The 16,966-nt window shown below is 68.9% G+C and carries 18 protein-coding genes; 9 read left to right on the top strand and 9 right to left on the bottom strand.

Going from position 1 to position 16,966, the window contains the following annotated elements; genetic code table 11:
- Nucleotides 1-39 precede the first annotated feature (39 nt).
- Together EDC29_RS06035 and nudE are read right to left on the bottom strand one after the other, a co-directional pair.
- A complete protein-coding gene (locus tag EDC29_RS06035; RefSeq protein ID WP_123139509.1) occupies nt 40-1,053 on the bottom strand; it encodes a thioredoxin family protein in 1,014 nt (337 codons plus the stop codon).
- 44 nt (nt 1,054-1,097) lie between these two features.
- Nucleotides 1,098-1,646: an ADP compounds hydrolase NudE gene (nudE, locus tag EDC29_RS06030; RefSeq protein ID WP_132229005.1), complete on the bottom strand. Its 549-nt coding sequence runs from the start codon at nt 1,644-1,646 to the stop codon at nt 1,098-1,100.
- 190 nt (nt 1,647-1,836) lie between these two features.
- Here nudE and yrfG point away from each other — a divergent pair, with 190 nt between their 5' ends.
- Nucleotides 1,837-2,556, top strand: coding sequence for a GMP/IMP nucleotidase (yrfG, locus tag EDC29_RS06025; protein ID WP_132229003.1), 720 nt, complete (start codon nt 1,837-1,839; stop codon nt 2,554-2,556).
- Here yrfG and EDC29_RS06020 read toward each other — a convergent pair.
- A complete protein-coding gene (locus EDC29_RS06020) occupies nt 2,517-4,118 on the bottom strand; it encodes a DEAD/DEAH box helicase (protein ID WP_123139512.1) in 1,602 nt (533 codons plus the stop codon). The two genes, yrfG and EDC29_RS06020, sit on opposite strands and share 40 nt — an antisense overlap.
- Nucleotides 4,119-4,319: 201 nt before the next feature.
- On the opposite strand from EDC29_RS06020, the gene trxA reads away from it, so the two are divergent.
- A complete protein-coding gene (gene trxA, locus EDC29_RS06015; RefSeq protein WP_062273231.1) occupies nt 4,320-4,646 on the top strand; it encodes a thioredoxin TrxA in 327 nt (108 codons plus the stop codon).
- A gap of 196 nt (nt 4,647-4,842) precedes the next feature.
- Nucleotides 4,843-6,099, top strand: coding sequence for a transcription termination factor Rho (gene rho / locus EDC29_RS06010; RefSeq protein ID WP_005224458.1), 1,257 nt, complete (start codon nt 4,843-4,845; stop codon nt 6,097-6,099).
- Nucleotides 6,100-6,348: 249 nt separating this feature from the next.
- Here the strand turns inward: rho and EDC29_RS06005 are convergent, their stop codons facing one another.
- The gene (locus EDC29_RS06005) at nt 6,349-7,413 is read right to left on the bottom strand and encodes a DUF4198 domain-containing protein (protein ID WP_200189292.1); all 1,065 of its coding nucleotides are present in this window, start codon (nt 7,411-7,413) and stop codon (nt 6,349-6,351) included.
- 56 nt (nt 7,414-7,469) lie between these two features.
- The gene (locus EDC29_RS06000; RefSeq protein WP_123139514.1) at nt 7,470-7,787 is read right to left on the bottom strand and encodes a hypothetical protein; all 318 of its coding nucleotides are present in this window, start codon (nt 7,785-7,787) and stop codon (nt 7,470-7,472) included.
- A gap of 182 nt (nt 7,788-7,969) precedes the next feature.
- On the opposite strand from EDC29_RS06000, the gene EDC29_RS05995 reads away from it, so the two are divergent.
- The 6 genes from EDC29_RS05995 (at nt 7,970) to EDC29_RS05970 (ending at nt 13,601) form a co-directional block, all read left to right on the top strand.
- Entirely contained in the window at nt 7,970-8,224 is a 255-nt protein-coding gene (locus EDC29_RS05995; protein ID WP_132229001.1) for a FeoA family protein, read from the top strand.
- Complete coding sequence (gene feoB, locus EDC29_RS05990; protein ID WP_132228999.1) at nt 8,217-10,736, top strand: ferrous iron transport protein B; 2,520 nt, start codon at nt 8,217-8,219, stop codon at nt 10,734-10,736. Before EDC29_RS05995 ends, feoB begins: the two co-directional genes overlap by 8 nt.
- Nucleotides 10,737-10,791: 55 nt before the next feature.
- The gene (locus EDC29_RS05985; protein WP_132228997.1) at nt 10,792-11,034 is read left to right on the top strand and encodes a hypothetical protein; all 243 of its coding nucleotides are present in this window, start codon (nt 10,792-10,794) and stop codon (nt 11,032-11,034) included.
- Between the two features lie 666 nt (nt 11,035-11,700).
- Entirely contained in the window at nt 11,701-12,567 is an 867-nt protein-coding gene (locus EDC29_RS17460) for an AraC family transcriptional regulator (protein WP_242465975.1), read from the top strand.
- Nucleotides 12,568-12,600: 33 nt separating this feature from the next.
- On the top strand, nt 12,601-13,296 hold the full coding sequence (locus EDC29_RS05975; protein WP_132228993.1) for an AzlC family ABC transporter permease: 696 nt from the start codon (nt 12,601-12,603) through the stop codon (nt 13,294-13,296).
- On the top strand, nt 13,293-13,601 hold the full coding sequence (locus EDC29_RS05970) for an AzlD domain-containing protein (RefSeq protein WP_123139520.1): 309 nt from the start codon (nt 13,293-13,295) through the stop codon (nt 13,599-13,601). The genes EDC29_RS05975 and EDC29_RS05970 overlap by 4 nt, the downstream gene beginning before the upstream one ends.
- Nucleotides 13,602-13,610: 9 nt before the next feature.
- Here the strand turns inward: EDC29_RS05970 and EDC29_RS05965 are convergent, their stop codons facing one another.
- From EDC29_RS05965 to hisD, 4 genes are read right to left on the bottom strand one after another with little or no spacing between them, the layout of a single operon-like run.
- Nucleotides 13,611-14,030, bottom strand: coding sequence for a YqaA family protein (locus EDC29_RS05965; RefSeq protein WP_132228991.1), 420 nt, complete (start codon nt 14,028-14,030; stop codon nt 13,611-13,613).
- A gap of 7 nt (nt 14,031-14,037) precedes the next feature.
- Nucleotides 14,038-14,553, bottom strand: a complete 516-nt coding sequence (locus EDC29_RS05960) for a CIA30 family protein (RefSeq protein ID WP_132228989.1) — start codon at nt 14,551-14,553, stop codon at nt 14,038-14,040.
- Nucleotides 14,538-15,623 (bottom strand): histidinol-phosphate transaminase, encoded by a 1,086-nt coding sequence (gene hisC / locus EDC29_RS05955; RefSeq protein ID WP_132228987.1) that lies wholly within the window; start codon nt 15,621-15,623, stop codon nt 14,538-14,540. The genes EDC29_RS05960 and hisC overlap by 16 nt, the downstream gene beginning before the upstream one ends.
- A gap of 16 nt (nt 15,624-15,639) precedes the next feature.
- Nucleotides 15,640-16,950, bottom strand: coding sequence for a histidinol dehydrogenase (gene hisD / locus EDC29_RS05950; protein WP_123139524.1), 1,311 nt, complete (start codon nt 16,948-16,950; stop codon nt 15,640-15,642).
- Between the last annotated feature and the right edge of the window lie 16 nt (nt 16,951-16,966).

Genomic DNA, 16,966 nt, shown 5'->3' with positions numbered 1-16,966 from the left:
ATTTTCCCAACACTAGCACTGTACACGAAACGGTCGATTTCACTCTCCGGGCGTCTCCACGCGCGCCCGCCAGCGACCATAGGGAAGGTCGCGATAGGCGCGGCTGTCGATGTATTCGAGCACCCGCCCGAGCCGATAGAAGCTCGCCACCGAGTCGACCCGCAGCAGCTCACGACCACGCTCGTCGAAGAACAGCACGGACGGCGCATAGAACAGGCCCAGCTCGGCGGCCCAGTCACGCGCACGGACACGCCGACCGTCCGGGGTGATCACCGGGGTGGGGGCATCCATGTCGAGCTGTACCGCGTCGATCCGGGTGAAAGACGCATCTAGCCCGGTCCCGCGCAACACCTGGCCGTGGAGCACGTCGCAGGCATGACACTCGCCGCGCTCGAAGAAGACCGCCAGGGGCCGTTCGGCAGGGAAGCGACGATCGAGGTTGTGCGGCGGCGGCTGGAAGAAATCGGCCTCGTTGAGCGCGTCGAGCTCGAACACCAGACGATTGTCGCCACGGGCGAGATAGTCGCGGAAGGACTCGTCTCGATAGTGGGCGTCGGCGACGTATTCGAGCGCGGCGCGAAACTGATAGGGCGGGTAGTAACCGCGCAGCCGCAGCGCCAGTCGTCCCGCGGCGTCATAGAACAGGATCGTCGGGGTGAAGTCGGCCTGCTCGCGCAGCGCCAGCGCCCGCTCGCTGAGCACCGCGCCGTCGATGGCGGTGACCTCGGCCACGCCCCAGGCATCGAGTGCGACGACGTCGAAATGACGCCGGGTGTAGTCGCGGATGTCGGCCTGGCCGAACACCTCGTCCATCAGCAGATGACAATAGGCGCAGCGGCGCTGGCCGACATAGACCATCAGCCCGCGCTTGCCCGCCGCCACCGCCCTGGCCAGATCATCGGGAAGATCGAACAGGGTCTCGGTGAACCAATCGGGGTGTTCGAGCAGGGTCGCGCGCGGGCGATCGTCGAAGGCCCCACCGCCCTCCTCTGCCACCGCGGCGATCGTCACCCCCAGCAGAGCAGCGGCCAGCCATACTCGAATGATGGTCATGCGGATCCCTCCCGATATCGACCCCAGCGCTGACGGCGCGCCGCTCAGCCCCCGGCGGCGAGCGCGCGCTGCGCGAGAAAGAGCGCGGCGATGGCACGGGCCTCGTCAAAGTCCTCGCGCGCGAGCAGCGCATCGAGCGCGTCGAGGCGCCAGGGGACCACCTCGATCTCCTCGGGCTCGTCGCCCGGCAGGCGACTCGGATAGAGGTCCTGGGCAAGCACGATCAGGCTGCGATGGGCGATATAGCCGGGCACCAGCGAGACCCGATCGATGATGCGCAGCGTCCGCGCCCCATGCCCGACTTCTTCCTGGAGTTCACGGTTGGCGGCAGCGAGTGGATGCTCGTCGGGCTCCACCACCCCCTTGGGCAGACCGAGTTCGTAACGTTCGCTGCCGGCGCCGTACTCGCGGATCAGCAACACCGTCTCGGCATCGAGCATCGGCACGATCATCACCGAGTCGTTGCCGCTGCCGGGCACCCGCTCATAGGTACGCCGCGCGCCGTTGGCGAACTCCAGATCGATCTGCTCGACCCGGAACAGTCGACTCTCGGCGACCACGCGACGGGCGAGGATCTTGGGTTTGGACCGCATCAGGGACTCCTTGCAGGGATGAGAGCGCCGCGGCGGCCCGACACCGGGCACGCGGCTCGAAACCACCATAACCGAAGGCCGCCGGGGCGCGGCGGGTTGGCGTCGCGCCCGGGCATCGGGCATCCTCTGCCCCACCGGCCCCGACCCAAGGCAGCGGTCACCCACTCGCAACCAACCTCCGGCGCAGCACATGACCCCAGAGCCCATCGACATCGACTGGACGCGGATCGACACCGTCTTCCTCGACATGGACGGCACCCTGTTGGACCTGCACTTCGACAACCACTTCTGGCTCGAACACATGCCCCGGCGCTACGCCGAGGCGCGCGGCATCCCGGTGGCGACGGCCAGGGCCGAGCTGCACGCCCGCTATCACGATCTCGCCGGCACTATCGAGTGGTACTGTCTCGATCACTGGAGCCGCGAGCTCGGCTTCGACGTCGCCCTGCTCAAGCGCGAGGTCGAGCACCTGATCGCGGTCCACCCGCGGGTGGTCGAGTTCCTCGAGCTGCTCGGCGCGCGCGGCAGACGCCGGGTGCTGGTGACCAACGCCCACCAGCGCGCGCTCGCGCTCAAGCTCGAACGCACCCGTCTCGCCGGTCATTTCGAGCACATCATCTGCGCCCATGACCTCGGCGCGGTCAAGGAGACACCGGGATTCTGGTCGCGGGTGCAGACCATCGAGCCCTTCGACCCGACGCGCACCCTGTTCGTCGACGACAACCCGCAGGTGCTGCGCGCGGCCCACGACTACGGCTTCGGCTGGCTGCTCGCCGTCGGCGCGCCCGATTCACGCGCCGCGCCGCGCCGCGTCGAGGGCTTCGCCACCATCACCGACTTCGGACAGCTGATCCCCGGACTGGACGCGGCTCAGTCGACCGGCTCGATCTCCTCGGGCTTGGGCGACTGAACGCCTGTCTCCTGACTGGTTGAGGGCTTGCGCCGACGCCGCCGACGCCTCTTGCGCGGGGCCTCGGCCTGGCTGGCATCGGTCTCGGTGGGGGGCTGGGGGGCGGGATCGGTGGCGGGATCGGTGAGGGCACAGGAGGCCGGGGCGTCCGAGACCTTGGTCGAACGCCGCCGGCGCGGGCGCGGCGGCTGCGCGGACGACTCGGTCGAGGCGTCACGGGTCGAGCCTTCGCTCTCCGCGACCGGCTCGGCCGATCTCGGTCGCGCGCTGCGTCTGCGCCCATCGCGTTCGCCATGGCCGCGCTCACCACGCTCGCCGGAACGATGCCCATCGCGACGCGCACGCTCGGGACGCAAGCGGCTGCCGGGATCGACCTCGGCGAGCAGGCCCGGATCGACCGGCTCGACGGTGATCTTGGCGTCGATATAGGCCTCGATGTCGGGCAGACAGAAGGCATAGGTCTCGCAGACGAAGCCCACGGCATCGCCCGCGGCGCCGGCGCGCGCGGTGCGCCCGACGCGATGGACATAGTCCTCCGGGTCCTCGGGCAGGTCGAAGTTGACCACGTGGGTGACGTCGGGGATGTGCAGCCCGCGCGCGGCCACGTCGGTACCGACCAGCACCGGCAGCGAACCCTCGGTGAACTCGCGCAGCAGGCGCAACCGCTGTTTCTGCGGCACGTCGCCGGAGAGCACGGCGGTGTTGATGCCGTTGCCCTGCAGATAACCCCAGACGCGATCGGCCTCGCGCTTGGTGTTGACGAAGACCATGATCCGCGCATCGCCCTCGAGCCAGCCGCGCGCCAACCCGACCAGCAGCGGGATCTTCTCCTCGTTGGCGGTCATGTAGCAGCACTGGCGCACCCGATCGGCGGTGACCTGCTCGGTCTCGATCTTGATCAGGCGCGGCTGGTTCATGTGCTCGTAGGCGAGCTCGGTGACCCGGTAGGAGAGCGTGGCCGAGAACAGCAGCCCCTGACGCGACTCGGGCGGCGGCATCCGCCGCAGCAGGAAGCGGATGTCCTTGATGAAACCGAGGTCGAACATGCGATCGGCCTCGTCGAGCACCACCACCTCGATGCCGCGCAGGTCGAACACCCGCTGCTTGAAGTAGTCGATCAGCCGTCCCGGGGTGCCGATGAGGATGTCGACACCTGCGGCCAGCTCATCGCGCTGTTTCTGATAGCCGGTGCCGCCATAGGCCAGCCCCAGACGCAACCCGGTGTGGGCGCCGAGGGCGAGCGCGTCCTTGTGGATCTGCACCGCCAGCTCGCGGGTCGGGGCGAGGATCAGCGCCCGCGGTCGACAGATGGTGTCGGCGGCATCGCGCGGCTCGGCGGGGTGGCCGAGCAGCCGCTGCATGGTCGCGAGCAGGAAGGCTGCGGTCTTGCCGGTGCCGGTCTGTGCCTGACCGGCGATGTCATGCCCCTCCAGGGCGATCGGCAGGGTCTCGGCCTGGATCGGTGTACAGTGGGTGAAACCGGTCTCGGCGAGACCCGCGAGGATCCGCGGATCAAGCGCCAGCGAGTCGAGGCGCGTCTGGGAGAGGTGTGTGTCTGTCATGACGTTTCGGGTATCCCTGAGCTACAGACCTCGCGGACGGGCAAGGCTTGCAAATTCTCTTCGCTTTGGATCAAATAGCATCTTACCCAAGGGCCCATATCAACGCCAATTCGCCCGCCCGCTCCACAGCCGACCCGCGCGACGCCTCAACGGCGAGTTCTCACGCCCTTCACCACACGAATTCAACGGGAGACGACTCCAGTGAGCGACAGCATCGTCCACGTGACCGATGACACCTTCGAGGAAGAGGTGCTGAAATCCTCCAAGCCGGTGCTCGTAGACTACTGGGCCGACTGGTGCGGTCCGTGCAAGATGATTGCCCCGGTCCTCGATGAGATCGCAAGCGAGTACGGCAAGGACCTCAAGGTCGCCAAGCTCAACATCGACGACAACCCCAACACCCCTCCCCGTTACGGCATCCGCGGCATCCCCACGCTGATGCTGTTCAAGGATGGCGAGGTCGAGGCGACCAAGGTGGGCGCCGTCTCCAAGTCGCAGCTGACCGCTTTCATCGACAGCAACCTCTGACACCCGGCAACCAACCAGCGCGCGGCGAGGCACCCGCGCGTTCGAGGCGATCGACTTTCTAATTTCCACGGGGCGTCCGCCCGGACGCCCCCTCTCCGGTGGGCTGCTGTCCTGCAGCCGCATCCTCTCGCGACACCGATCCTTCTCGCGGGGCGCTGCCCACCAGCCACGACCTCTGTCTTTAACGATAACCGTGATGAATCTAACCGAACTCAAGAAGACGCCTGTACCCGAGCTGGTTGCCCTTGCCCAATCGATGGACATCGAGGGTGTCGGACGCTCTCGCAAGCAGGACCTGATCTTCGCCATCCTCAAGGCACAGGCCAAGCGTGGCGAGGACATCTACGGCGACGGCGTGCTCGAGATCCTGCAGGACGGATTCGGGTTCCTGCGCTCGGCCGACGCCTCCTATCTCGCCGGCCCCGACGACATCTACGTCTCGCCCAGCCAGATCCGGCGCTTCGCGCTGCGCACCGGCGACACCATCTCGGGCAAGATCCGTCCGCCCAAGGACGGCGAGCGCTACTTCGCCCTGCTCAAGGTCTCGGACATCAACTTCGATCGCCCCGAGAACGCCAAGTCGAAGATCCTGTTCGAGAACTTCACCCCGCTGTTCGCCCAGGAGCGGCTCACCCTCGAGGTCGGCAACGGCAGCACCGAGGACATCACCGCCCGCACCATCGACCTGGTCGCCCCCATCGGCAAGGGTCAGCGCGGCCTCATCGTCTCGCCGCCCAAGGCCGGTAAGACCATGATGCTGCAGAACATCGCCCAGTCGATCGGTCACAACCACCCCGACTGCTACCTGATCGTGCTGCTCATCGACGAGCGTCCGGAAGAGGTCACCGAGATGGCCCGCTCGGTGCGCGGCGAGGTCATCTCCTCGACCTTCGACGAGCCGGCCACGCGTCACGTCCAGGTCGCCGAGATGGTGATCGAGAAGGCCAAGCGTCTGGTCGAGCACAAGAAGGACGTGGTCATCCTGCTCGACTCCATCACCCGCCTGGCGCGCGCCTACAACACCGTGGTGCCGTCCTCCGGCAAGGTGCTCACCGGCGGCGTCGACGCCAACGCGCTGCAGCGTCCCAAGCGCTTCTTCGGCGCCGCGCGCAACGTCGAGGAAGGCGGCAGCCTCACCATCATCGCCACCGCGCTGGTCGACACCGGCTCGCGCATGGACGACGTGATCTACGAGGAGTTCAAGGGCACCGGCAACATGGAGATCCACATGGATCGCCGTATCGCCGAGCGTCGCATCTTCCCGGCGATCAACATCAACCGCTCCGGCACCCGCCGCGAGGAGTTGCTGATGGGCCCGGCGGAACTGCAGAAGATGTGGATCCTGCGCAAGATCCTGCACCCGATGGACGAACTGGCGGCCATGGAGTTCCTCTTCGACAAACTCAAGGCGACCAAGACCAACGACGAGTTCTTCTCCTCGATGAAGGGCTGAACGACCGCAGCTCGCCCCGAACACGCCAGGCGCGCGGCGTCACCGTCGCGCCATCGGCCCCGCCATCGCCGCACGTCCGCAACACCCCGCACCGCCCCCGTCTCTCCCCCCGCCCCGTCACCGGACATGCCGCACGGACGGTCGTCAGGGCACGGATCCCGAAAAGACATCGCCCCGGCCCGGCACGAGGCCGAACCGGGGCGATGGAGATGCCCGCCGAACCCGCTCCCGCGCGTCCGGCGAAACGACTCAGTTGGCGCCGAGTCGGCTCAGCACATCGAGCACCTCGGCATCGACCAGACCATTGACGGGCAGCTCGCGCACCCGCTGGAAGACCTTCAGCGCCTCGCGCGTCTGCGGCCCGAAGCGACCGTCGACACCACCGCCGTAGACCCCGAGCCCGCGCAGCGCGGCCTGCACATCACGCCGCTGCTCGAGGCTCAGTTCGCGATCGAAGGTCTCGGCGTCACCCGCCTCGGCCTGCTCGCTCACCCCCGCCTCGACGACCGGCGCACCGACCTCCAGGGGACGCGCCTCGACCCAGATCACCGCATCCTGCGACAGCTCCTTGCCCTCGTGCGCCTTCTCCGGGCCACTGCCGAGACAGGCGAAGCCCCACACCCCGGGCGTCGGGATGCCGAAGGTGAAGCGCCCGTCGCTATCGGTGATGGCGACGATCGCGGTCGCCGGCACCGTGCCCAGGGTGTCCTCGCCGAAGGCGTTGGCGGTCATGTCGATCTCGGTGTTGATGTACTCGATCTCGCACTCGGCGCCGGCCACCGGCTGGCCCTCGGCGAGCAGCTGACCGGTGAAGGTGCCGCCGGCGAACACCTGATAGGGCTTGTTCAGCGGCACGATCTCGGTGGGCAGGCCGAGCGGCTCGCTCCAGTTGGTGGGCATCGCGCCCTTGTTCAGATAGGACTTGGTGATCTGCTGGATATAGATGTCCTCGCTACCCTCGTAATAGGGCGCGGGTACCAGCGCGAACACATAGTCACCGTTGCGCCGGACCTTGTAGGTCGCCTGATAGGCCTTGGCCTGGTTGTGGGCGCCCTGCCAGGTGATCGGCTGCAGCGCGTCCTTGAGGTCGATGCGCTGGTCCTTGAACTGGACGAAGAAATCGAGCGGCTCGCCCATGTCCATGGCGTGGCCGTTCTCCATCGGGTGCCCGAACACCAGCTTGAGATCGACCTCGGCCGGCGACTCGAGCATGGTCTCGGGGGTGTAGAGCAGCTGGAAGTGCGCCTGGGCGGCGCCGGTGCCGAGACCGAGCGCGGCGGCCGAGGCGAGGAGTGCGAGAGGGGTCTTCATCATCGTGGCTAGGGTTCCGGTGTCAGAAAGCGGGGTATTGCGGCCAGCGCGGCTGGCCCTTACTCGACGATGTCCTCGCCGTCGATCTCGATCTCGTGACCGGGACCGGCGTCGAACACCACCTTGTACTCGCCATCGGGCTTGTCGAACTCGAACTCGCTGTCCTCGGTCATCGCGCCCTCGATGACGGCGCTGCCGCTGGCATCGAGCACGCGGATCGCCACGCCGGAGGCCGAGGAGCCGTCGGAGAAGCCGCCCTCGCAGAAGACGGTGCCGTCACCGTTGTCGTAGCAGGAGCACAGCGGCGTGTGGGCCAGGGCCGGGGTGGCGGCCAGGGTGGCTGCGAGCAGCGTCAGTGGCGGCAGGATCTTGCGCATCGAACTCTCCAGATTGCGATTTTCGTCGTCGCCGGGATCGGCATCCCGGTCGATTCGGGGCGCGAGAGACCTTACCCCAAGAGGGCACAATCACGCAAACGCTAATCTTTATCATTTGCGCCAAAGCATCAATAAGTCTAGAATTCCGCCCTCAGCCCGCTCGTACTGCTCAAGGCCCCGCCATGCCGAACCGACCGAACTGCCCCCACCGCACCCTCAACGACATGCGCCCCGGTCACCGCGCGCGCATCCGTCGTCACCATGCGCGCGGCGCCGTACGCCAGCGCCTCATGGACCTGGGACTGATGCCGAACGTCGAGGTGGTGCTGGTGCGCAGCGCGCCACTGAACGACCCCATCGAACTGAAGCTGGAGGCGACCAACGTCACCCTGCGCCGTCAGGAGGCAGCCACCATCGAGGTCGGCGACGATGACTGAGCGCAGAGACCTGCTGGTCGCCCTCGCCGGTCAGCAGAACGCCGGCAAGTCGACCCTGTTCAACGCCCTCACCGGGGCGCGCCAGCACGTCGCCAACTACCCCGGGGTGACGGTCGACAAGAAGTACGGCCAGTACGGCGACACCGAGGGCCGGGTGCGCATCGTCGACCTGCCCGGCACCTACGGCCTGACCTCCTTCTCGCTGGAGGAGCGGGTGGCGCGCGACTTTCTCATCCAGGAGCGCCCGGACGTCGTCGTCAACGTGGTCGACGGCTCCAACCTGCGCCGTTCGCTGCACCTCACCCTGCAGCTCCAGGAGATGGAGCTGCCGCTGGTGCTGGCGCTGAACATGATGGACGTCGCCGCCGGGCGCGGGCTGGAGATCGACCCGCAGCGCCTCGCCGCCCGACTCGACGTCCCGGTGATCCCCACCGTCGGGCGCCGCTCCGAGGGGCGCGAGGCGCTGCGCGCGGCGATTCGCGCGCGCGCGTGCGATCACCGCAAGACCGCCGCCGCGGTCGACTACGGCGAGCTGGAGCCGGCGATCGGCGCACTCGTCGAGCACGCGACCATCACCCCGGAGCTGGCCGCCGTGCCCGCGCGCTGGCTCGCGCTCAAGCTGCTCGAGGACGACGCCCAGGCGCAGCGGCAGCTGCGCGAGCGCCTGCCCGCACCACAGGCCGAGGCCCTGCTCCAGGAGGCGGCGCGGCGGCGCGGCGACTTCGAGACCCAGGCGCGACTCGACGTCGCCGACCACCTCGCGACCTGTCGCGACCAGACCGTCGGACAACTGCTCGCGGGCGTGGTCGAACGGCGCGAGGACCGTCCGCGCACCACCCTCACCGAGCGCATCGACCGCGTGGTACTCAACCGCATCGCCGCGCCGGCCTTCCTGGTGCTCACCGTGTTCCTGATCTATCAGGTGGCGATCGTCTGGGGCTACGAGCTGACCAACTACACCTGGCCGCTGCTCGCCGGGATGCGCGAGCTGGTCGCCGGGGTGCTGCCCGATGCCGGCTTCCTGGTCGATCCCTACACCCGCGCGCTCGGGCTGTGGCTGGTCGACTCGGCCAACACCCTGCTCAACTATGTGCCGATCTTCCTCATCCTCTTCGCGCTGATCGCGGTGCTCGAGGACTCGGGCTACATGGCGCGCATCGCCTTCATCCTCGACAAGGTGTTGCACCGCTTCGGGCTACACGGCCAGAGTACCCTGCCCTTCATCCTCGCCGGGGTGTTCGCCGGCGGCTGCGCGGTACCCGGGGTGATGGCCACCAAGGGCATCCCCGACAACCGCGCGCGGATGGCCACCATCCTCACCGTGCCCTTCATGAACTGTCTGGCCAAGGTGCCGCTCTACACCCTGCTGCTCGGGATCTTCTTCGTCGAGCACAAGGCGCTGATGATGTTCTACATCTCGACCATGACGATCATCTTCGCGCTGCTGGTGGCCAAGCTGCTCACCCGCACCGTGCTGCGCGGCGAGGAGACCTCGCCCTTCGTCATGGAGCTGCCGGCCTATCACCTGCCGACCCTCGGCGGCGTGCTGCGGCGCGCCATCGATCGCACCTGGCTCTACATCAAGAAGGTCGGCACCATCGTCATCGCGGTGGCGGTGGTGGTCTTCACCCTGCTGCACCTGCCCGGACTCTCCGACGCCCGCATGGCCGACTTCGAGGAGCGCGGTCGCGCGGCGGTGAGCAGCTTCGAGCAGGCGATGGCGGGCAACGCCTATGACTGGGTCGCCACCGCCGAGCACATCACCCCGCTGCTCAACTATTACAACGACTACAAGCGCGCCAAGCTCAACGCCTCCGGGGCCGAGGGCTCACGCGCGGTCAAGGCGCGCTTCGAGCGCCGCAACCCCGACTACTTCCCGCTGGTCGCACCGCCCAAGGGCGATCGTGACGCCCGTCAGGCCAGTCGCGAGTTGCGCAAGCTCAGCTCGGCGCGCAAGTCGCTGCGCCGCGAGATGCGCGAGGAGCGCATCACCAGCTCGATCCTCGGCATCATCGGGCGCGGCATGGAGCCGGTGACCCGGTTCGCCGGCTTCGACTGGAAGATCAACGTCGCCCTGCTCTCCTCCTTCGCCGCGCGCGAGAGCAGCGTCGCCACCCTCGGGGTGCTGTTCCAGCAGGACGAGGACCAGAACGCCACGCTCGAGCAACGCATGGGCGAGGAGACCCGCGCCGGCGGCGCCACCGCACTCACCGCGGTGGCGGTGATCCTGTTCTTCGCGCTCTACCCGCCCTGTCTCGCCACCACGGTGATGGTCAAGGTCCAGACCGGCTCCTACAAGTGGATGCTGTTCTCGATCGTCTTCCCGACACTGCTCGGGCTGGGTGTGGCCAGCGCGGTCTACAGCATCGGCGTCGCCACCGGCTCCTCGGGGATCGAGATGATGAGCTGGACCTACTTCGGCGCGCTCGCGCTGCTGTTGCTGCTCGGGTTGTTCACCGGGCCGGGCCGGAGACGCCCCGTCGCCCTGACCACCGCACCCGAACACGGCTGACCGGGGGCCGGGGCAGCGCCCCGGCCGCCCCCATTCACAGACCACGGAGCACCGCATGCAAGAGACCGCAACCGACAGCAGCGCCGCGACGGTGGTCGCCGCCGGCAATGCGCTCGGCTGGGCCGACATCCTCATCCCGCTGATCGCGCTCGGCGCCGCGCTCTACTATCTCTACCGCACCCTGTGGGCCAACCGCGGTCGCTGTGGCGGCTGCTCGGGCAAGGGCAAGGGTGGCGGCTGCGCCACCGCCGCGCCGCCCCGGGTGATACCACCGCGCATCGGCCAGGGCCGTCGCTGAGCGCCCTCCCACGGATGAGCGACACCGCCAGCGAGGGCCCCGGCCTCATCCACCACGATGGCCGCCGCACCATCGATCGCGACCTCGCCCGCGTCCCACGCGCTCAGGTCGTCGCCCTGCCGGGCAATCCGGCCGCCGACGAGCGTCCTGCGTCCCGTCGGCGGCCACGACCGGATGCTCGCGCAGCTCGCCGGGATCAGCCGCGCCGCGAGCCGCGACTGCGATGTGCTGGCGCGGATCGGCGGCGAGGAGTTCGCGCAGATCCTCCACCGCATCTCCCCCGAGCAGGCCCGCGCGCGGCTGGCGCGACTGCGCGAACGCCTGCACCGCGACCCGATCGGGCTCGATGGCGCCCCCCGGCTCAGGGTCATCGACAGCATCGGTGACACCGTGTGTCGGCGAGTTTCAGGCGCGGACCCAGTTCGCACCACCGCGCGCCCCTCAGGAGATCGTCAAGCGCGCCGACGACGCCCTCGACTGGGTCAAGGCCAGCGGGCGCAACGGCCGTATCGCCTGGAGCGAACTCGACCCCCACTACCGCAGACATCGACCGGCGCTGCTACACTGCGACACACGCCGCCCACCGTGCGTCTCCCCACCGACCGGCCAGGATCCGCGCGCGCCCTCCGAGCAACCCGACGAGCAGCGCTCCACCACCAGCAGCCCATGTCCCTGCAAGACCACGACGAACGCGTCCGCTTCCACGTCAGCGACGTCCTCGGCGGTCTCGAGTGGCTGAGCGCGCGCTATGTCCACCAACGCTTCTCGCGCCATGCCCATGCCGGCTACAGCATCGCGCTGATCGAGCGCGGCACCCAGGGCTTCTTCAACGCCGGCGCCAACCATCTCGCCCCGACCGACAGCCTCATCCTCGTCAACGCCGACACCATCCACACCGGACAGGCCGCGAGCAGCGGCGGCTGGGCCTATCGCGCGCTCTACCCCACCCCCGAGCAGTTCGAGCAGGTCTGGCGCACACTCGGCCAGCCCGGTCGTCGCGCCCCCTGGTTCCGCTCGCCGGTGGTGCACGACCCGGCCCTGGCGCACCGTCTGCGCACACTCTTCACCCTGCTCGATCGACCCGCGAGCCGGCTCGCGCGCGACACCGCGCTCCACGACACCCTCGCACGACTGATGCGCGATCACGCCGGGATGCACGCCGCACCCGGCGAGCCGGGCGCCAACCCCCGTCTCGCGCTGGTCCGCGACCGGCTCGAACAGGCCGCCGAGGAGGAGATCCCGCTCGCCGCGCTGGCGCGACTCGCCGGCTGCAGCCCGGCACACCTGGTGCGCGCCTTCCATCGTCGCTACGGCCTGCCTCCGCACGCCTATCAGGTCCAGGCCCGGCTCAGACGGGCCGCCGCGTTGCTGCGCCAGGGCGCGACGATCGGCGCGGCGGCCTGCGCCGCCGGCTTCCACGACCAGAGCCATCTGCACCGTCACTTCAAGCGCGCCCGCGGCATCACCCCGGGGCAATATCTCGCCCAGTACCGCGCAAGAACGTACAAGACGCCGCGCCCCCGCGAGCGCTAGGCTCGAACGCTCCACAACAGCACTAGAAACCGCATGAACGCAGCACCGCTCCCTCACCCCGGCAGACGTCTCGCGCGCGGCGCGGTGGCGATCGCACCACTCTGTCTGGCGGTCGTCCCCTGGGGACTGCTCGCCGGCTCCTATGCCGTCGGCAGCGGGCTCTCGCCGCTCGAGGGTCAGGCACTGTCGCTGATCCTGTTCGCCGGCGCGGTCCAGCTGGTGGTGATCGGCATGGCCCAGGACGGCGCCTCGCTCGCCGCCATGTTGCTGGCCACCGCCTTCATCACCGCCCGTCACCTGCTCTACGGTCTCAGCCTGCGCGACCGGGTCGGCACGCTGCCGCTGCGCTGGCGACTGCCGCTGGGCTTTCTCCTCACCGACGAGCTGTTTGCCGTCTGCACCCGTCACGACGCCCCCGCCTTCGACCGCTGGTTCATGCTCGGCGCCGGACTGGTCTTCTACCTGGTGTGGAATCTGGCGACCCTGGTCGGGGTGGTGATGGGCGAGACCCTGCCCGGGATCGAGGGGCTGGGGCTGGAGTTCGCGGTGGCGGCGACCTTCATCGCCATCGTCGTCCCCAACCTGGTCGACCGGCCGCTGTGGGTCGCGGCGCTGAGCGCACTGGTGGTGGCGGTGCTCGCCGCCCATCTGGGTATCCCCGGCGGACTGGTGCTCGCCGCGCTGGCGGGGATGGGCGCGGGCTATGTCACCGAGCAGGTGGCGCCATGAGCCTGTTCGATCTGCTCGCCCTCACCCTGGTGATCTTCGCCAGCCGCTATCTGTTCCTCGAACCGGCGCTGCCGCTGCGGCTCAACCGCCATCTGCGCGGCATGCTGCGCTATGCCGGCCCGGCGGTGCTCACCGCGATCTGGGGCCCGGTGGTGTTCATCCACGGCGAGCCCGGCCGGTTCGCCCTCGCCCTCCCCGAGCTCGCCGCCGCCACCCTGGCCGCGCTGCTCGCCTGGCGCACCCATCGGGTGCTGCTCACCGTCACCCTGAGCATGACGCTCTATTTCCTGTTGCGGCTGTGGTAGCGGCAGCGCTCAGCTCGCCAGCCACAGGATCAGCGCATAGCGCGCACCCTTGCCGAGGGCGACCAGCGGCAGGAACAGCCGCAGCGGTACCCGCATCACCCCGGCGACCAGGGTCAGGGCGTCACCGATCAGCGGCGTCCAGGCGAACAACAGGGTCCATACCCCGTAGCGGGCGAAACGTGTCTGCGCGGCGGCGATCTGCGCCGGGGTGAAGTGGAACCAGCGCCGATCCTGGAAGCGCAACAACGCCTGCCCCAGCCACCAGTTGAGCAACGACCCCAGGGTGTTGCCGAGGGTGGCGACGAGGAGCAGCAGCCAAGGCGTGGCCCCGGCCTGTAACAGCGCGTAGAGGGCGACCTCGGAGGAGGCCGGCAGCAGGGTCGCGGCGAGAAAGGCCGAGACGAAGAGCAGCAGATAGCCACCGATCACGACAGGATCAGTCGCGATAGAGCCCGATGGCGTCGAGACAGAGTTCAGCCTCGAAGGCGCGACCGATGGCGACCACACCCAGCCGGGTCAGCCGACGCGGGTCGAGCGGGCGATCGACACGGTGCGGCCTGAACGCGGCGAAGGGCAGATGGCAGGTGCGCCACGCCGGGGTCGCGGTGAATCCCGCGCGATAGGACTGCCAGGGGTGGTGCAGCGCGTCGCTCTTGAGATGGAGGTTGTAATCCTCACCGTTGCCGCGCACCCGCAGCCAGACCCCGGTGAAGTCACCGGCATCGAGGGTCCCCGATTCGACGAGCGGCAGCAACAGCTGGAGGAATCCGCCACCCTCGGCCAGGCTCACCGCGCCGCGCATGCACAGCACCCGCCGACCGTCCTCCTCACCGTACCAGTGCGTGCCCTGCGAACGCCCGCCCATCACCTGATCGGCGACCAGCCGCCAGCGGGTGCCGAGGCACGAGCGGCCATCGGCGGCGCCGAAGTCGTCGATCAGCCGCTCGCGCACAAGGCCGCCCGCAGCGCATCGACGAGCGCTGCGTTCTCCTCCGGGGTGCCGACGGTGATGCGCAGACAGTCGGCGAGGGCCGGGTCGCTGCCGTCGAGGTTCTTCACCAGCACGCCGCGCTCGCACAGCGCCGAGAACAGACCACCGGCACGCCCCCTGGGGGTACGCACGAGGATGAAGTTGGCCTCGCTCGGATAGGGGTGCAGGCCGTCGAGCGCGGCGAGCGCCGCGAACAGCCGCGCGCGTTCCTCGCGGATCGCCCGGGTCTGGGCGTCGAACAGCGCCTTGTGACGCAGTGCGAACACCGCCGAGACCTGGGTGAGGACGTTGATGTTGTAGGGCAGCCGGGTCTTGTCGATCTGCGCCAGCCAGTCGCGCGGCCCCACCAGATAGCCCAGACGCAGCCCCGCCAGCCCCATCTTCGAGACGGTGCGCATCACCAGCAGGTTGGGCCAGTCGCCGAGCAGACCGAGGAAGCTGGTATCGGTGAAGGGCGCATAGGCCTCGTCGACCACCACCAGACCGGGGGCAGCCTCGATGATGCGCACCATGTCCTCGGAGTCGAAGCGGTTGCCGGTGGGGTTGTTGGGATAGGCGAGGAAGATCAACGCCGGACGCTCGCGCTCGATCGCTGCGAGCACCGCCGGCAGGTCGATGGCGAAGTCGGCGCGCAGCGGCACGCCGACGTACTCCATGCCCGCGCACTGGGCGATCTGGCGATACATCACGAACCCCGGATCGAGCGACAGCAGCCGCCGTCCGGGGCCGCCGACGGTCATCGCCAGCATCTGGATGAGTTCGTCCGAGCCGTTGCCGAGCAACAGCTCGAACTCGGGGCCGATCCCCATGGTCTCGCGCAGCGCCGTGTGCAGCGCCTCGCCATTGGGGTCGGGGTAGCGGTTGAGATCGAGCCCGCGCAGGGTCTCGAGCCATTCCGCCTTCAACTCATCGGGCCAGCCGTAGGGGTTTTCCATCGCGTCGAGCTTGATCATCCCGTCCGCCGCCGCGACCCGGTAGGCCGGTATGGCCTGGATCTCGGGGCGGACCAACGCATCGATCACCGTGGTCATGTCACGCCACCAGAGGCTATTCGGCGGCGTCCTCGCCGCGATACTCGGCCGAGCGCGCGTGCGCGGTCAGACCCTCGCCCCGCGCCAACACCGAGGCGGTGCGCGAGAGCGTGGCGGCACCGGCCGCCGAGGCCATGATCAGGCTCGAGCGCTTCTGGAAGTCGTAGACCCCCAGCGGCGAGGAGAAGCGCGCGGTGCGCGAGGTCGGCAGCACGTGGTTGGGGCCGGCGCAGTAGTCACCCAGGGCCTCGGCGGTATAGCGACCCATGAAGATGGCGCCGGCGTGACGGATGCGCCCGACCACCGCCTGCGGATCGGCCAGCGACAGCTCGAGGTGCTCGGGGGCGATCTGGTTGGCCACCGCGATGGCGTCGTCGAGGTCGCGCGCGGCGATCAGCGCGCCGCGGGCGCGCAGCGCAGTGGCGATGATCTCGGCGCGCTCCATGGTCGGCAGCAGACGATCGATGCTCGCCGCCACCCGGTCGAGGAAGTCGTGGTCCCAGCTCACCAGGATCGACTGCGCGTCCTGATCGTGCTCGGCCTGGGAGAAGAGGTCCATGGCGATCCAGTCGGGATCGGTCTGGCCGTCGCACACCACCAGGATCTCGGAGGGACCGGCGACCATGTCGATGCCGACCTGGCCGAACACCGCGCGCTTGGCGGTGGCGACATAGATGTTGCCGGGACCGACGACCTTGTCGACCGGCGGCACCGAGTCGGTACCGTAGGCGAGCGCGGCCACCGCCTGGGCGCCACCGATGGCGAAGGCGCGATCGACCCCGGCGACGTGCGCGGCGGCGAGCACCAGCTCGTTGAGTTCGCCATCCGGGGTCGGCACCACCATGATCAGCTCGGCGACCCCGGCGACCTTGGCCGGGATGGCGTTCATCAGCACCGAGGAGGGATAGGCCGCCTTGCCGCCGGGGACGTAGAGCCCGGCGCGATCGAGCGGCGTGACCTGCTGACCGAGCAGGGTGCCGTCGGCCTCCTCGAAGCTCCAGGACTCGACGCACTGGTGCTCGGCATAGGCACGGATGCGCGCGGCGGCCTGCTCCAGCGCCTCGCGCTGCGCCGCGGGGATGCGCTCCCAGGCGGTGGCCAGACGCGCGCGCGGGATCTCCAGGTCGGCGGCACTGGCCGGCGACCAGCGATCGAAGCGGGCGGTGTAGTCGATCAGCGCCGCGTCGCCGCGCGCGCGCACCTCGCGGATGATCTCGGCGACCGTCTGCTGGACGCGATCGTCGGAGACCGACTCCCAGGCCAGAAGGCCGTCGAGCCGTTCCTGGTAGTCGGCGTCGGTGGTGTCAAGACGTTGGATCTCGGTCACGGATGTCACTCCCGGT

It is taken from the genome of Marichromatium gracile, from assembly GCF_004343155.1.
Classification (GTDB): Bacteria; Pseudomonadota; Gammaproteobacteria; order Chromatiales; family Chromatiaceae; genus Marichromatium; species Marichromatium gracile.
The sequence above is the reverse complement of the archived record's forward strand: the minus strand, read 5'-3'. Positions and strand labels throughout refer to the sequence as shown.

Excerpts from the sequence above, each read along its gene's own strand:
- nudE (WP_132229005.1), bottom strand. The coding sequence starts at position 1,646 with ATGCGGTCCAAACCCAAGATCCTCGCCCGTCGCGTGGTCGCCGAGAGT.
- EDC29_RS05985 (WP_132228997.1), top strand. The coding sequence starts at position 10,792 with ATGCAAGAGACCGCAACCGACAGCAGCGCCGCGACGGTGGTCGCCGCC.
- EDC29_RS05970 (WP_123139520.1), top strand. The coding sequence starts at position 13,293 with ATGAGCCTGTTCGATCTGCTCGCCCTCACCCTGGTGATCTTCGCCAGC.
- yrfG (WP_132229003.1), top strand. The coding sequence starts at position 1,837 with ATGACCCCAGAGCCCATCGACATCGACTGGACGCGGATCGACACCGTC.
- EDC29_RS05995 (WP_132229001.1), top strand. The coding sequence starts at position 7,970 with ATGCCGAACCGACCGAACTGCCCCCACCGCACCCTCAACGACATGCGC.
- EDC29_RS17460 (WP_242465975.1), top strand. The coding sequence starts at position 11,701 with ATGTCCCTGCAAGACCACGACGAACGCGTCCGCTTCCACGTCAGCGAC.
- EDC29_RS06005 (WP_200189292.1), bottom strand. The coding sequence starts at position 7,413 with ATGATGAAGACCCCTCTCGCACTCCTCGCCTCGGCCGCCGCGCTCGGT.
- feoB (WP_132228999.1), top strand. The coding sequence starts at position 8,217 with ATGACTGAGCGCAGAGACCTGCTGGTCGCCCTCGCCGGTCAGCAGAAC.
- EDC29_RS06035 (WP_123139509.1), bottom strand. The coding sequence starts at position 1,053 with ATGACCATCATTCGAGTATGGCTGGCCGCTGCTCTGCTGGGGGTGACG.
- EDC29_RS06020 (WP_123139512.1), bottom strand. The coding sequence starts at position 4,118 with ATGACAGACACACACCTCTCCCAGACGCGCCTCGACTCGCTGGCGCTT.
- EDC29_RS06000 (WP_123139514.1), bottom strand. The coding sequence starts at position 7,787 with ATGCGCAAGATCCTGCCGCCACTGACGCTGCTCGCAGCCACCCTGGCC.
- hisC (WP_132228987.1), bottom strand. The coding sequence starts at position 15,623 with ATGACCACGGTGATCGATGCGTTGGTCCGCCCCGAGATCCAGGCCATA.
- rho (WP_005224458.1), top strand. The coding sequence starts at position 4,843 with ATGAATCTAACCGAACTCAAGAAGACGCCTGTACCCGAGCTGGTTGCC.
- EDC29_RS05975 (WP_132228993.1), top strand. The coding sequence starts at position 12,601 with ATGAACGCAGCACCGCTCCCTCACCCCGGCAGACGTCTCGCGCGCGGC.